Below are 15889 nucleotides of genomic sequence, written 5' to 3'. Positions count from 1 at the left end.
TTACATTCTTTCTGGAACAGTAATCCCGAGCATGCGCATACTTTCCGAAATCACGCGCGCCGCCACGGCCGACAAGTGCAGACGAAAATTCTTAACATCGACATCTTCGGCTTTTAAGATTGTTTCCTCGTGGTAAAACTTGTTATAGAGTTTAGCAATATCATAGGCATAGTTTGCCAATTGGGCTGGCGAAAACTCCTTTGCCGAGGCTTCGATAACAGCCGGATAATTACTTAAGGCTTGCACCAATTCCTGTTCAAACGTAGATAGTGTTGCTGGCTGTCCTATAGCATTTGACATATCAAAATCAGCTTTTTTAAGCACTGATTTTATCCGCGCATGTGTATATTGTATAAATGGTCCCGTATGTCCTTGAAAATCGACAGATTCTGCCGGATCGAATAACAAGCGTTTTTTTGGATCTACCTTTAGCAGGAAATACTTCAGCGCTCCCATGCCAATGGTGTTATAAAGTTCAGCTTTCTCCTCCTCTGTCAAACCTTCCGTTTTGCCAAGTTCTTCGGTACGTGCTTTAGCCGTAGCTAGCATCTCTTCCATCAGGTCGTCCGCATCTACAACTGTACCTTCGCGAGACTTCATCTTTCCAGATGGCAGGTCCACCATGCCATAGGAAAGGTGGAAAAGGCCTTCCGCCCAAGCTTTTCCTAGCTTCTTCAAAATAAGAAAAAGCACTTTGAAATGATAATCCTGTTCGTTACCTACCACATAGATCGATTCATCCATTCCGAAATCATCGTATTTCAGCTGTGCCGTCCCCAAATCCTGCGTGATATATACGGATGTGCCATCCCCGCGCAATACCAATTTCTGATCTAAGCCTTCATCCGTAAGATCAATCCACACGGAGTTATCCTCTTTGCGAAAGAACACCCCACGATCTAGTCCATCCTGTATAATATCTTTGCCTAATAAATAGGTATTTGACTCGTAATAAAATTTATCGAAATCAACGCCCAGTTGCTTATATGTTTTTTCAAAGCCATCATATACCCAGCCGTTCATCGTTTTCCAAAGGTTAATCACTTCGGTATCTGCAGCCTCCCATTTTTGCAACATCAGTTGGGCTTCTTTGATCAATGGCGCACGCTTCTTAGCCTCTTCTTCTGTAGCACCGTCGCTTACAAGCGCTTCAATCTCTTTCTTGTATTCCTTGTCGAAAATAACGTAGTATTTCCCAACCAAGTGGTCGCCTTTCAATCCAGAGGAAGTCGGCGTCTCCCCATGGCCGAACTTTTGCCAAGCCAGCATAGACTTACAGATGTGAATACCACGGTCGTTGACGAGATTTGCTTTGATAACGTCGTAACCATAGGTCTTTAAGATTTCGGCAACGGAGAAACCTAACAAGTTGTTGCGGATATGGCCGAGGTGGAGCGGTTTATTTGTATTAGGAGAGCTATATTCCACCATCAGGCGCTTCCCATTTGCAGGGTAGATACCAAAATCAGGCTTTAATAAGGCTGTATTGACAACATCTATCCAATAGTGATCAGACAAACTGATGTTTAAAAAGCCTTTTATCACATTAAAGTAGGAAATCTCCTGAACATTGTTGCGAAGCCATTCACCTATCTCTGAACCTGTCTGCTCGGGCGATTTTTTTGAAAACCGGGTGAAGGGAAACACCACGATAGTGATATGTCCCTCGAACTCCTTCCTTGTCTCCTGCAATGTAATTTGTGCTTCGGGAACATCAGCAGCGTAAAGTTCTTTGACAGCTTTAAGGGTATCGTTTATTAACTTGTTTTGAATAGAATAAGCCATGTAATTATTTCGTAATTTTTATAACTTTCTGATAATGAATCTTAAAAATATCGTAGCTAATAGTACGGTATTCATGATGAAAGTATATCTTTGCCAAAAATAATAAAAAATGCAGAGCTATCAGGAATTTCTTGACTTAAGTGTTGGTTTTCCACAAGACGGATTCGAGATTATCGACGACGAATTGTACTTCAACGATTTGAATTTGATGGAGATGATAGAGACGTACGGCACTCCCTTACGTTTTACCTATTTACCTATTGTCAGTAAAAAAATTCAGCAAGCGAAAATTTTGTTTCAAACAGCCATTCTGAAACATAACTATCGCGGGTCATATAAATATTGTTATTGTACGAAGTCTTCACACTTTAAACACATCGTTGAAGAGGCCTTGAAAAATGGGATACATTTGGAAACCTCTTCTGCTTTTGATATGCCGATGATTGATTCCCTGGAACGCCAAGGCACGGTGACCAAGGACATCACGGTCATATGTAACGGCTTTAAAACGTACCAGTACAAGCAGTATATCATTGACATGATCCATGATGGATACAAAAACATTATTCCTGTTTTAGATAATAAGGAAGAATTCAACTTGTATGATGACGAGATTGAGCTGGAGGAACCTTGTGCTTTGGGCATTCGAATTGCTTCGGAGGAGCAACCTGATTCACAGTTCTACACATCCCGGCTAGGCATTAGGCAGGAAGACGTTATTGATTTCTATAATAATAAAGTAGCGGATAACCCTAATTTTAAAGTTAAGTTACTCCATTTCTTTATCAATTCGGGAATTTCAGATACACCTTATTATTGGAATGAGCTTGAAAAATACGTGACGCTGTATTGTAAGTTCAAAAAGGTAAATCCAGATTTGGATACGCTGGACATTGGTGGTGGTATGCCTTTTAAAGACTCACTGGTGCACGATTTTGATTATGAATATATGGTTAACGAGATTGTAAACCGTATAAAACAAATATGTGCGCACCACGAAGTCATTGAACCCGATATTATCACGGAATTTGGAAAATACACAGTAGCTGAGGCGTCTGGTATCCTGTACAAAGTTTTGGGTCGGAAACAGCAGAACGACCGCGAGAAATGGTTTATGATTGATGGTTCATTCATCACGAACCTTCCAGACGTTTGGGCGTTAAACCAAAAATACATCCTCCTTCCGATAAATAACTGGGATTCAGAATATGAACGCGTAAACTTGGGTGGAATCACCTGCGATGGGCAGGATTACTATAACCAGGAAGCACACATGAACTCGGTATTTATGCCGAAGACGCGTAAAGTACAATACCTAGGATTCTTCCATACGGGTGCTTATCAGGATGTGTTGAGTGGATACGGTGGTATACATCATTGTTTACTCCCATCCCCTAAGCATGTACTGGTGCGTCGCAATCGCGATGAGACGTTCAACTATGAGGTCTTCGGTGAAGAGCAAAATTCGAAACAGGTGATGAAGTTGTTGGGTTACCAATAGTTATTCCTGACTCGCAGATACACAAAAGCCGCTCGCTAAAACGAACGGCTTTTTTAATAAGAAGGGCGCCAACAACAATCGGCGCCCTTCTTCGGTGTATTTCTACTATATCTGGCTAGCGTAAAGCAAAAAAAGCAGCACGGTATCATCCGCACCTTCTGCAATAAATACGTGACGCTACTCCTCTTCTATTTCGCGATACGGCGCATCTTCATCAAATTCGCCCTCCCATTTGGCAACAACAACGGTAGCCAGACAATTTCCAATGACATTAACGGAGGTCCGAGCCATGTCCATCAACTCATCGATACCCAATATTGCAGCGATCACGAACGTGGGCAACCCAAATTGATCTGCAGTAGCGATCAGTACGATAAGAGAAGCTCGCGGAACGGCAGCAACGCCCTTGGATGTGATCATTAAGGTGAAAGCTATTAGCAACTGTTGACCGATTGTCAACGGTATCCCCGCCGCTTGTGCAACAAATATGGAGGCTAGGGATAGGTATAAAGATGTTCCATCCAAATTAAAGCTATAGCCCGTCGGAATAACGAACGACACAATCTTTCGTGGCACCCCAAATTTTTCCATAGCACTCATCGCTTTCGGTAGCGCGGCATCAGAACTCGTTGTTGCGAACGCGATGGAAACAGGCTCCTTAATTGCTGCAATAAAGCGCTTAACCGGTATCTTGAGAAATAGAGCGACTGGCAAAAGAACACAGGATAAGAATAGAATAAGCGCGAGGTAAAGACTTGCTAAAAGCATAAACAGATTTTTTAAAATGTCCACACCCAGATGGCCTACCGTATACGCCATTGCTGCACCGACACCGATCGGTGCAAAGAGCATGACAATATTTGTAAACTTAAACATAGCCTCGGAAAGGCTTTCCGTAAAATCGACTAAAGGCTTTCGCTTCTTTTCTTCTACCAATGCTAAAGCAATACCGAAGATGACGCCAAACACGACAATCTGTAACACTTTATTTTCGTAAGTAGCTTTGATAATGTTCTCCGGGAAGGTGTCGCGAATAAAGGCGTTGAACTTGTACACACCATGCACTTCGGGCGCAATATGTTCCATCGCTTTTTGGTCAGCGTCAACCATCGTAGCACCGGAAGGAAGCTCCTCGTGCGGCATATTTGCCACATCAACACCCACACCCGCTTTTGTAAGATTGATGACAATCAAACCGATAAAGATCGCACAGGTTGTAGCCGAAACGAAGTATAGCATTGATTTCCAAGCCATACGCCCTACTGACTTTAAGTCGGAATGCCCAGCAATACCAAACACCAAGGTAGCAAATAGAATAGGCCCTACAATCGTTTTCACTAATTTGATGAAGCCCTGAGACAAGGGTTGCATCGATCTAGCCAAATCTGGAAAATCTAAACCAACAAACACGCCCAAAATAAGGCATGTCAATATCCAGGTGGTCAGATTTTTGCGGAAAAGAGCATTTAAGGTTAAAGTGGCGGCGACTACCCATCGAACACCCATCATAAAATCCGGATTTATAGTAAACCAGTTGAATTCATAAATTAAGGTTAGTATAATGGCGATCGAAACTGTAAAAAGGGTAATAAAACCAACTTGTTTTTTTAGCATTTAGTCTTGTTTTTCGTTTCTTAAAGAAACAAAAATATAAAAATTGGCTTTTATACCAAATTGTATATCGTATTAAAACCGTTATAAAAAAAAAGCACCATCAATAGATAGTGCTTTACCATGTTATATAAGTTTCTTTATTCGGCGTGGAGCCACGCTTTTTTTGCTAGAAGCTCTTCTTCCGTTTCAACAACTTCCTCATCGTCAACACAACAGTCGACAGGACAAACTGCGGCACATTGCGGCTCATCATGAAAGCCCACACACTCCGTGCATTTGTCAGAAACAATGTAATAAACCTCGTCAGAAATAGCATCTTGATCGGCGTTCGCATCTAACGTCACGCCATCGCCAAAATCAATCACCCCTTCCAAAGCCGTGCCTTCTGAAAACTTCCAAGTCACACCAGCATCATATATCGCGTTGTTCGGGCATTCTGGCTCGCATGCCCCACAATTTATACATTCGTCAGTAATTTTAATTGCCATTTATAACCTCACAATTATAATAAATAAACTAATTTTGTCTCGTTCCTCAAGTACAATACTATACAAAGTTAGTAGTTATTCTTAAGAGACACAAAGATACTGGAAAAAAATAAGAGAACAATTCTAAATTATTCTATTTTGACAAAGAAACAACGAATCGGAGCATTTGCAGCGCTAGGAAATTTTTTGCAATCGGAAACGCAACGATTGGAAGAGGTGCTGCATGCTGCTGCGATCAAAAACCCTTGGTATACACTGCCCAACAGCAGGAAACAAATTACTGCTTTAGCTAGCAATTTAAAGGAGGACGCGCTCACAGAATGGTTAGCCTCCTACCCTGACCTAAACAGCGACAAAAGTGTCGGACTTATATTAGCGGGCAATATCCCCCTCGTCGGATTTCAAGATATCTTAGCGGTTCTTATTTCAGGATTTTCGGCCAAAATCAAACTATCATCAGATGATGCAGGTTTAACGCCATTTATTATAGACGAACTGCTCCGTATAGAGCCGCGTTTCGCCTCCAAAATAGAAGTCATCGATCGTTTGACAGACTATGATCTAATTATCGCTACCGGCAGCGATAATAGCTCTCGCTATTTCGAACATTATTTTGGAAAGAAACCCCATATTATTCGGAAGAATAGAAATGCTGTCGCAATTTTGACCGGCACGGAAAGTAAGGAAGAATTACAACGTCTTGGATACGATATTTTCGATTACTTCGGGTTAGGTTGTCGCTCCGTATCTAAGATTTTTATTCCAGAAGGATTTCAACTATCGCAGTTTTTTGAAGCTATCGAACCTTTTGAACATGTGCGTGACCATTTCAAATATGGCAATAATTACGATTATAACAAGTCAATCTATTTGATCAATGGCGATAAGCATTTTGACAATGGTTTTTTATTAGTAAAGGAAGATAGCCGAATTGCTTCGCCACTGGCGGTCTTATTTTATGAAACATACCGCAATTTGCACGATGTAGAACAGGCATTGCAGGAGCAAGCAGATAAGATTCAATGCATTGTTAGCAACGGAACAATAGAAAGCAATATTCCAACGTTCTCTTTGGGTGGAAGCCAGTGCCCGGCCTTAACAGATTACGCAGATGGTGTAGATGTACTGGAATTTCTCTTTGCACAGGCCTAGCAAATAGTACAGGATAATGAGCGCGGGTTTCACAAAATATTTTAACTTTGTTTTTATGTATGTGATAAAAGTTAAGGGAGTAGCCAAAATACCCGACTATGTGCAATTGCGGGATGAGGCTTTCACGCTTCTTGCATATTTTAGGGTGGATAGACCCGACAAATCCTTAGAAAAAATCGGATTGGGAGATAAGGCGGCATACATCATGCAAGTTGTGGATGAAATGCCATTTGGCCAAATAAAAAAAATTGACGTTTAAGCGGTAAATATGATAGAGAATACAGTTATAAAATTAAAGAACGTAGATATTTATCAACAAAAGCACCTGGTGCTTTCTCACGTAAACTTGGATATCAACCAAGGGGAATTCCTATACCTAATCGGGCAATCTGGTACAGGTAAAAGTAGTTTGCTAAAAATAATTTACGGAGATCTTTACATCGGTAACGGCGAAGGTATGGTGGCTGGCTTTGATTTAAAAAAGCTTCATGAGAATGATGTGCCATTCCTACGCCGGAAGTTGGGAATCGTTTTTCAGGACTTTCACCTTTTAAACGACCGTACTATAGAAAAGAACCTCGAGTTTGCTTTGAAAGCTACCGGATGGACGGAGCGCGGGCTTATTGAAAACCGTATGCTAGACGTACTGGAAAAAGTAGGACTACGTTCGAAATTAAGAAAGATGCCACACGAGCTCTCAGGTGGAGAACAGCAACGTGTTGTTATCGCAAGGGCATTGCTAAACAACCCCGAGATTATTTTAGCGGATGAGCCTACAGGAAATTTAGACCCGGCAACCTCCGAAGAAATTGTACTCCTTTTACGGGATATTGCCGCCTCGGGAACTGCGGTATTGATGGCAACACACGATTACCAGATCATTAAAAATATGCCGGCGCGTATTATTAAAACTGCCGACACCGCCCTATATGATCAGGTAGCAATATAAAGTTCAAACTGACATAACATCAGTCAACCGACATTTTGGTAGTTTATTTTTTGATAGACTGACAGGGTGTCGGTTTTTTATGCAATGGCGTTATTATTGATTATCGCATTTGGGTATTATCAAGAGCTACACTATTTTAGATATGATGAACGAACAGGAAAACAATATTCAAGACGAAAACGTGGAAAATCAAGATCATTTTGGATCAGAAAATGCAATAGCGGATAGTCAGACGGCGCCTAGCGAAGAAGAAAAACTTAAAGAAGAAGTGGCTTTGGCCAATGACAAATATGCAAGATTATTCGCAGAATTTGATAATTATAAAAAGAGAACCTCTAAAGAACGTGTCGAGCTTATACAATCGGCAAGTAAAGATGTTTTAAATAAGCTGCTACCTGTTTTAGATGATTTGGATCGTGCATTGTCTGCCATGCAAACTACGCAAGACATTGAATCGGTAAGACAAGGCATTGATTTGGTCAATCAGAAATTTCGTAAAACCTTGCTTCAGGAAGGTCTAAAAGAAATGGATGACATTATCGGAAAACCTTTCGACCCAGAATTCCAGGAAGCTATTACCGCTATACCATCGCCATCTGAAGATTTGAAAAATAAAGTTATCGATGTTGTGGAAAAGGGATATTTTCTGAATGATAAGGTAGTTCGTTTTGCTAAAGTAGTAATAGGTCAATAAAAGAAATGGCGAAGAGAGATTATTATGATGTATTGGGCGTTGCGAAATCAGCAGATGCCGCAGCGATAAAGTCAGCCTACCGCAAGCTGGCCATCAAGTATCACCCGGATAAAAATCCGGATGACAAAGAGGCAGAAGATAAGTTTAAGGAAGCTGCGGAAGCCTATGAGATATTAAGTAACCCCGAGAAACGCCAACGCTACGATCAGTTTGGTCACAGTGGCAATTCTGCTTCCGGCTTTGGCGGCGGCGGCATGAATATGGACGACATTTTCAGCCAGTTTGGTGATATTTTTGGTGGAGGCAGTCCGTTTGAAAGTTTCTTCGGCGGCGGGTCACGCAGCGGCGGTGGCCGACGCGTGCAGCGTGGCTCTAACCTACGGATCAAGGTTAAACTCACCTTGGAGGAAATTGCCAAAGGCGTAGAAAAGAAGGTCAAAGTTAATAAGCAAGTACACTGTCACACCTGTAGCGGTACTGGCGCGAAAGACAAATCAGCCTACCACACCTGTAATACCTGTGGTGGCTCCGGTTCTGTTCGTCGAGTGACCAATACGATCTTAGGTCAAATGCAAACTACGAGCACCTGCCCTACGTGTAATGGCGAAGGTGTAGAAATTACCTCCAAATGTACGACTTGTAAAGGCGAAGGCTTGGAGCGCGGTGAAGAAACAATATCGATCAATATCCCTGCTGGTGTTAGTGAAGGCATGCAACTTTCCATGAGTGGAAAGGGAAATGCAGCTCCACGAGGCGGGGTACCCGGCGACCTAATTATACTCGTTGAAGAAGTGCAACATGAAACGTTGAAACGCGACGGCATAAATGTAATCTACGATCTTTATATCAATTTTGCAGATGCTGCGTTAGGAACTAGCGTAGAGATTCCGACTATAGACGGCAAAGCAAAGATTAAAATCGACCCAGGAACACAAGGTGGTAAGATATTGCGCTTAAAAGGAAAAGGTGTGCCAGAAGTAAACTCATACCACAAAGGCGACCAATTGGTTTACGTCAATGTGTGGACACCAAAGGCCGTTTCACCGGAAGAACGATCTCTTTTAGAGAAGCTAAAAGACTCTGCAAACTTCAAGCCTCAACCCGGCAAAAGCGAAAAGTCGTTTTTTGAACGTATCAAAGAATATTTCGAATAATTTCACTATTTTAATAAGTTAAAAGCCCGACTTTGTTGGGCTTTTTTCTTTTTATATTCACTTATTTTTCTCAATGCTTGTATACGTAACTTTTCAATCGTACCGAAACCCCGATGCTTGCAAAAACGCTATAACAACGGATTTTTTTAAACTAAGATTGACAGGATCAAGGTGCCAAATTATCCACTAAGCTGACATAGCAAGACATTTTTTCCACAAAAAAAGCTAACCAACAGTCGACGAGCGCTTTACTACCATGACATTGACTTTTTATCAACTTCCATTTGAATAGGTACTTGGGTTAATTTGCTATGAAAACAATTGTGATGCAATGGTTTGTGCAAACAAACATTTGGATGACACAGCTCCACAATGGATGGCACAAACATTGAACATACTGAACACATAAGACGAAAAGTCAAACTTTATTAACAAATTTTAATTACAAGTAACATGAAAAAATTATTCTTAACATTAACTGCAGTAACTGCTTTAACAGTCGCTTCCCACGCACAAACTGAACAAGGTAAATTCCTTATCGGTGGACAAGTGGGATTTCAAACAAGCAAACAAAAAGATGCCGATAGCAAGTTTAACTCATTTTCCATAAACCCGACCGCGGGTTATTTTGTCAGCGACAATTGGGCGGTCGGAACGGGCATTGGCTACAGCTGGAGCAACCGAGACAATGGCATGGACCAAGAGTTTAAGACCAATTGGTTTAACGTATCGCCTTTCGTAAGAAACTACATCGGCGAAGGTCAATTTAAATTTTTCTCACAGTTGTCTGTTCCCATGGCTTGGGGGAAACAAACTGTTGAAACATTAGCTGGAACAACAGAAACAAAATTGGAACATTATGGTGTGGAATTGGCGCCAGGTTTCGCATTCTTTCCTGCTAGCAATGTAGGGATCGAATTGAAGGTGCGTGGTCTGTATTTCGAATCGCAAAAAGACAAAACAAACGACCTGACAAATAATACGTTTGGCTTAGATGTAAACTCCCTAGCGCCAACACTTGGGGTACAATTCTACTTTTAAACCTTTCAAATAATCTTCAAAAGCGTTCTCTACATAGGGAACGCTTTTTTTATGGCATGGCATAGCACAGAATTAAAGATCCCCACTAAAGAACCGTGCTTTAGTATTTTTTTTTAATTTTTAATTCTCTGCTTTTAAATTTTGACTTTTCATTTTTGACTTTTGACTTTCTACTTCTGACTTTTCACTTTTCCCTTTTGACTTCTCCCTTTTTAATTTTTACTTTTTAATTTTTACTTTTCAATTCCCTGCTTCTCCCTTTTGACTTTTGACTTTCTACTTCTGACTTTTGACTTCTCACTTTTTAATTTTTACTTTTTAATTTTTACTTTTTAATTTTCCTACTTTTGCGCCATGGAACTTCAGCATATACTACAGCGTTTGCAAATTTCGGAGTTAAACGAAATGCAGAAAGCTGTCCTCGATAATTACGATTCGTCAAAGGATTTTATCTTACATTCGCCTACAGGAACTGGAAAAACCCTAGCCTTTACTCTATTGCTCGGTAAACACTTGCAGGCGGATACAAATGGTACACAGGCATTTATTGTAGTTCCCACGCGCGAATTGGCCTTACAAATCGAGCAAGTTGTTCGAAAAGTACATCAAGGATTTAAAACGACTTGCGTCTACGGCGGCAACGATACCAAAACGGAGCGCAATAAATTGCGTGAAGCCCCTTCCATATTGATCGGAACACCAGGACGTATCACTTACCATTTAGAACGCGGCCACATCAACACCCAGCACGTCCATAGCTTAGTGCTGGACGAGTTCGATAAATCGCTGGAATTTGGCTTTCATGGGCAAATGGTTACTATCATCCAACAGCTTACGCAGCTAAGACATCGTGTCCTTACATCGGCAACAAAGATGGACGAGATTCCCGACTTTACTGGAATTACAGAATATACCACGGTAGATTTTTCTGATAACAGCAGCTCCGTGCCGAATCTACAGATGCGCAAGGTTATTGCAACAGCACAGCATAAGCTAAAAGCGCTATTCCAATTATTGTGTACAAACGGCGATAAAAAAACGATTATCTTCTGTAACCACCGCGACGCGGTAGATCACATTAGTAATCTGCTGGAAGACCGCGAACTAATTCACGATGTATTTCATGGCGGACTGGAACAGTCTGACAGGGAGCTCGCGCTTTTAAAGTTCAGGAATAACTCGAATCGCATACTTATAACGACCGATTTGGCCGCACGTGGCTTGGATATCCCCGAAGTAGACGTTATCATACATTATCAGCTACCATATAAAGAAGACGCCTTCATCCATCGAAACGGGAGGACCGCACGTATGCAAGCTTCGGGTGAAGTATTTATTATTCTAAAGCCAGATGAGGACTATCCCTATATCGATTCCAGCTGCACAGAACTTAAACTTTCGGACGATTTACCACTGCCTCCTGACGCGCCTTTTGCGACGTTATACATCACAGGAGGAAAAAAAGACAAAATAAATAAAGTAGACATTGTAGGATTTATGTTCTCACTACCCGATGTCGAGAAAGATGATATTGGACTTATCGAAGTAAAAGAAAAGGAATCATTTGCGGCCGTTAAACGCAGCTCTGTCCTGAACATCATTAAAAATGCGGCAAACGGGAAAATTAAGGGTAAAAAAGTTAAGATCGGACGTACCTAGTCATTTCTATATAAGAAAGCTGAGACGTCAGCCGGCACAAGATTTGAAATATCACCGCCATGCTGAAATATATCGCGAACTATGGTAGACGAAATATGAGCTAATCCTGATTTTGCCATCAGGAAAAAGGTCTCTACATGGGGCGCCATAATCAAATTGTTTTGCGCAATGGCGTTTTCGAATTCAAAGTCGTTGGTGTTACGTAATCCCCTCAACAGGTAAGTGGAGCGCACTTGGTCACAGAACTGCACTGTAAGCCCCTTGAATTGCTGCACCTCTACCCGATCTTCTGCTGCGAAAATAGCTGAAATGACATCTTCACGTTCTTGATAGCTCATCAAGCCTTGTTTCGCACTATTAACCCCAATGCCAATGACGACTTTGTCAAATAGTGATAAACTTCGGTTCACCAAATCGAGGTGCGCAAGCGTAAAAGGATCAAACGATCCGGCGAAAACAGCTATTTTCATCATCGTGCCGCATTAAGTATGTCTATAAAAACTGAAAGACGAATATCCATATTTCCTTATTTCCAAAAATTGAGGTATATCGTCCATCTTCCGTGTCGAGGGGTGTTCAATAACAAGAAGTCCTTCCGGTTTGAGCAGCCCATTCTCTAAAATTAAGGTAGCCAGTTGGGGTAGCTTGGGTAAATCATAAGGAGGGTCAGCAAAAATAAAATCATATTGCTTGTTACATGCTAAAATATACTTCAACACATCTGCTTTACGGGTGTTGATACGTTCAGTATCAAGTCTAATGGCCGTTTCCTTAATGTATTGTAAACATTTAAAATGGATGTCAATTGCGTCTACATCCAACACACCTCTTGATACCAACTCAAAACTAATATTTCCAGTCCCAGCAAAGAGATCTAGACAGTTACAGTCAGCGAGCACCAACTTGTTCTCCAAAATATTGAAAAGTGCTTCTTTGGCAATGTCGGTAGTTGGCCGCACGGGCAGGTTTGCCGGTGGGCTTAATCGCAAACCTCCGTATTGTCCTCCTACGATACGCATAATGGACGTTCAGCAATGATGTGTAAAGACGCTACTTTTGCCTGTACTGCGGTATCTTCCGCATACAAGGCGGATGTGCCCTGCAAAAAAATCAGCTCACTGCCGTAGTTGCGGGCCACATCAACAAATGGATGAGCTGTATGAACACCTGATATAAAAACCTTTTCGAACGGTTTGGTTACGCCCAATGAATTTCGAACGTTCAGAATAAAATATTGTAAGTCAACGGCCGTCTCTACATCAAAGTCATTATACAGCTGCAATTCGCTTTCTTGAAATACATAGATTTCCACTTTCTTATTTTTAACATGCAGTCCCAGCACCGGGGTATTTCCCAGCGCCTGCTGCTGAACCAAAGTCAAGATTACTTGAAAGTCAGCGAATAACTTTGCCTGCGGAAATATAGCTGTCCATCGTTTATAGAGTAAGCGATCATATTGATATAAAGCTGTGATTCCCAGCGAAGGTACAGCATATTCTTGCAGCATGCCTTTACTATCTTGGAAAGCCTGGTAGTGTAGCATATGATGGCGGCTATAAACTTCAGAGGGCACTAACGTAAAACTCTCCAAGGGTAGGCTGACAGATACATCGGCAAACGGCAAACCTAATAATTTAAGTGCTGCCGAATCGGGCGATTCTGAAGGGTAATTATAGAATGCTACAACTTCTTGTTTTTCATCCACTATCATCATCGTATCTTCTAGAAAATCTGATTTGATTAACAAACGATATTGTGGAATATAATGTAGATGAAAATGTGGTGCCGTGTACTTCATATAATATGTGCCTGTCGCCTCGATTGATAAACAAAATTAGCTTTTCCAATTGAATTGACCAACCTTTTGGATAACTTTGATTATGCATATTCAAAACCTGCTTATCAAGCAATTCGTTTGGCAACCTACCGGACAACAACTGGAGCTCTTTTCACTTTTAGAAGAGTTTTTGTCAACGTTCAGGCCATCCACTTGTTTCGTGCTAAAAGGGTATGCTGGAACGGGAAAGACGACAACAATCAGCGCCTTGGTTAACGTGTTACCCACTTTGAATAAACGCTCTGTGTTATTGGCCCCCACGGGTCGTGCTGCGAAAGTCATGTCGCATTATTCGGGACGGAAAGCATATACCATCCACAAAAAAATATACCGCAAAAAGTCGGCCGCAACTATAGAAATGGATTTTGTCTTGGCAGATAACCAGCATGAAAATACGCTGTTTATTGTAGATGAGGCATCGATGATCGCTGATGATGGACTTCAGTTTTTTTCCCGAAGCCTTTTGGACGACCTCATTCGCTATGTGCAATCTGGAGCGAATTGCTCCCTGATGTTTGTCGGCGATAGCGCCCAGTTACCGCCGGTAGGCATGTTGGAAAGTCCGGCATTAGATGCAAACTATATTACTGCCAATTACCAACTACACACCTTTCACTACGAATTGCGCGAAGTCGTCCGCCAACGTCAAGATTCCGGGATATTATTCAACGCCACGAGAGTCCGTGATGATATAGATCTCGAACAGCAGCAGGAAAGTTTGCCATTTCCCCAATTTCATACCAAGGGCTTTTCTGATATCTTCCGTATGAATGGCGATCGTCTTATCGAGGGGCTGCATTACAGCTATGATAAATTTGATGTAGAAAATTCCATCGTCATCTGTCGATCAAACCGTTCTGCAAACCTTTACAATCAACATATCCGCAACCAGATATTGTTTCGCGATGAGGAGATCACCGGTGGCGATCTGATTATGGTCGTGCGTAACAACTATTACTGGCTGCAGCAGCACGATGAAAAAAACACCGGATTTATTGCAAACGGCGATTTGGCAAAAATCCGTAAAGTCAGCAATGTACATGAACAACACGGCTTTCGATTTGCAGATATTGCACTGGAATTTTTAGATGACGACGAGTTAGACCCTATCCTTTGCAGGGTGCTGTTGGACAGTCTGCATGTAGATTCTCCCAATATGCCGCACGAGCAGCAACAGATTTTATACAATTCCATCGCGCAGGATTATATGGACATTCCGGCGAAGAAAGATCGTTTGGAAGCAATAAAAAAAGACCCTTACTACAATGCGCTGCAAATAAAGTTTGCCTATGCCATTACCTGCCATAAGGCTCAAGGTGGCCAGTGGCCTTGCGTATTTGTAGACCAAGGGTTCCTCAACGACGAGATGCTGAACACAGAATTCCTACGCTGGCTTTACACGGCAATCACACGTGCCACAAAGCAGCTTTTCTTAGTGAACTTCAATCCTAAATTTTATGGCGAATAACGAGAAAGCCATCCTTCACTTTCTTAGACATGACATTCGCGCATTTGATGCAAAGATGTTTGGGTTGGAATTTATAACTGCGCATGGTCTATCACCGACTTTGCTATTACAATACGCTTACCATGACGATGCGCAAGTCGCCTTTCGTGCTTCTTGGCTCTTAGAGCACACCGCCATCAAAGCTCCGCAAATTATACAGCCCATATACGCCGACTTTATGGAGCAGCTACCGTCACGGAAAAACTGGAGCTGTATCCGCAGCTTCTCGAAGATTGGCATGATCGTAACAAAGCCACCACGCCAGTGGACAAGCGAAAACGAGATATATGATGAAATCTGGATCGAACAATGTTTTGATTGGATCATATCCCCGGATTGCCCGGTAGCGGTGCTGGTAAACGGTCTGGATATCTTATACTACCTAAGTCTGGAACAGCGGTGGATACAGGAAGAGCTTGCCGCACAGATCCGACATTTGCTAAAGACACCCACCGCTGCCCTATCGAGCCGCGCAAATCGTATTCTAAAGCGTATGCAATAACGCGGG

At 41.9% G+C, this 15889-nt stretch carries 16 protein-coding genes; 10 read left to right on the top strand and 6 right to left on the bottom strand.

Annotation, left to right across the window (positions count from 1 at the left end; translation table 11 throughout):
• Window positions 1–1785 (bottom strand): arginine--tRNA ligase, encoded by a 1785-nt coding sequence (gene argS, locus DI53_RS16445; RefSeq protein ID WP_037502264.1) that lies wholly within the window; start codon window positions 1783–1785, stop codon window positions 1–3.
• 109 nt (window positions 1786–1894) lie between these two features.
• Here argS and DI53_RS16440 point away from each other — a divergent pair, with 109 nt between their 5' ends.
• Window positions 1895–3286, top strand: coding sequence for an arginine decarboxylase (locus tag DI53_RS16440; RefSeq protein ID WP_037502261.1), 1392 nt, complete (start codon window positions 1895–1897; stop codon window positions 3284–3286).
• A gap of 177 nt (window positions 3287–3463) precedes the next feature.
• Here DI53_RS16440 and DI53_RS16435 read toward each other — a convergent pair whose 3' ends face one another.
• Window positions 3464–4900 carry a dicarboxylate/amino acid:cation symporter gene (locus tag DI53_RS16435; protein WP_037502257.1) on the bottom strand — a complete coding sequence of 479 codons (1437 nt, stop codon included), beginning with the start codon at window positions 4898–4900 and terminating at the stop codon, window positions 3464–3466.
• A 137-nt stretch (window positions 4901–5037) separates the two neighbouring features.
• On the bottom strand, window positions 5038–5388 hold the full coding sequence (locus tag DI53_RS16430) for a 4Fe-4S dicluster domain-containing protein (RefSeq protein WP_037502254.1): 351 nt from the start codon (window positions 5386–5388) through the stop codon (window positions 5038–5040).
• Window positions 5389–5526: 138 nt separating this feature from the next.
• Here DI53_RS16430 and DI53_RS16425 point away from each other — a divergent pair, with 138 nt between their 5' ends.
• From DI53_RS16425 to DI53_RS16395, 7 genes are all read left to right on the top strand, one after another.
• Window positions 5527–6540 carry an acyl-CoA reductase gene (locus DI53_RS16425; protein ID WP_037502251.1) on the top strand — a complete coding sequence of 338 codons (1014 nt, stop codon included), beginning with the start codon at window positions 5527–5529 and terminating at the stop codon, window positions 6538–6540.
• Between the two features lie 55 nt (window positions 6541–6595).
• Window positions 6596–6799 (top strand): hypothetical protein, encoded by a 204-nt coding sequence (locus DI53_RS16420; RefSeq protein WP_037502366.1) that lies wholly within the window; start codon window positions 6596–6598, stop codon window positions 6797–6799.
• Window positions 6800–6808: 9 nt separating this feature from the next.
• Entirely contained in the window at window positions 6809–7489 is a 681-nt protein-coding gene (locus tag DI53_RS16415; RefSeq protein ID WP_037502248.1) for a cell division ATP-binding protein FtsE, read from the top strand.
• Between the two features lie 142 nt (window positions 7490–7631).
• Window positions 7632–8183, top strand: coding sequence for a nucleotide exchange factor GrpE (locus tag DI53_RS16410; protein ID WP_117624906.1), 552 nt, complete (start codon window positions 7632–7634; stop codon window positions 8181–8183).
• A gap of 5 nt (window positions 8184–8188) precedes the next feature.
• Complete coding sequence (gene dnaJ / locus DI53_RS16405; RefSeq protein WP_037502244.1) at window positions 8189–9337, top strand: molecular chaperone DnaJ; 1149 nt, start codon at window positions 8189–8191, stop codon at window positions 9335–9337.
• Window positions 9338–9790: 453 nt separating this feature from the next.
• Window positions 9791–10378 carry an outer membrane beta-barrel protein gene (locus DI53_RS16400; protein ID WP_037502241.1) on the top strand — a complete coding sequence of 196 codons (588 nt, stop codon included), beginning with the start codon at window positions 9791–9793 and terminating at the stop codon, window positions 10376–10378.
• Between the two features lie 354 nt (window positions 10379–10732).
• Complete coding sequence (locus DI53_RS16395; RefSeq protein WP_037502238.1) at window positions 10733–12037, top strand: DEAD/DEAH box helicase; 1305 nt, start codon at window positions 10733–10735, stop codon at window positions 12035–12037.
• Here DI53_RS16395 and coaD read toward each other — a convergent pair.
• The 3 genes from coaD to DI53_RS16380 are packed head-to-tail and all read right to left on the bottom strand — an operon-like array spanning window position 12034 to window position 13835.
• Complete coding sequence (gene coaD / locus DI53_RS16390; protein ID WP_338056459.1) at window positions 12034–12510, bottom strand: pantetheine-phosphate adenylyltransferase; 477 nt, start codon at window positions 12508–12510, stop codon at window positions 12034–12036. The genes DI53_RS16395 and coaD overlap by 4 nt on opposite strands.
• A 9-nt stretch (window positions 12511–12519) precedes the next feature.
• Entirely contained in the window at window positions 12520–13056 is a 537-nt protein-coding gene (gene rsmD, locus DI53_RS16385) for a 16S rRNA (guanine(966)-N(2))-methyltransferase RsmD (protein ID WP_037502235.1), read from the bottom strand.
• Window positions 13044–13835 (bottom strand): DUF3822 family protein, encoded by a 792-nt coding sequence (locus DI53_RS16380; RefSeq protein WP_037502232.1) that lies wholly within the window; start codon window positions 13833–13835, stop codon window positions 13044–13046. Before DI53_RS16380 ends, rsmD begins: the two co-directional genes overlap by 13 nt.
• Window positions 13836–13917: 82 nt before the next feature.
• Between DI53_RS16380 and DI53_RS16375 the strand changes: the two genes are divergently transcribed.
• Both DI53_RS16375 and DI53_RS19735 read left to right on the top strand, forming a co-directional pair.
• Window positions 13918–15342: an ATP-dependent DNA helicase gene (locus DI53_RS16375; protein WP_037502229.1), complete on the top strand. Its 1425-nt coding sequence runs from the start codon at window positions 13918–13920 to the stop codon at window positions 15340–15342.
• Entirely contained in the window at window positions 15332–15883 is a 552-nt protein-coding gene (locus DI53_RS19735; RefSeq protein ID WP_052072497.1) for a hypothetical protein, read from the top strand. Before DI53_RS16375 ends, DI53_RS19735 begins: the two co-directional genes overlap by 11 nt.
• Window positions 15884–15889 lie beyond the last annotated feature (6 nt).

The sequence above is a fragment of the Sphingobacterium deserti genome, assembly GCF_000757725.1.
Lineage (GTDB): Bacteria > Bacteroidota > Bacteroidia > Sphingobacteriales > Sphingobacteriaceae > Sphingobacterium > Sphingobacterium deserti.
Note: the sequence above shows the minus strand (reverse complement) of the source record. Positions and strands in the feature narration are given on the sequence as shown.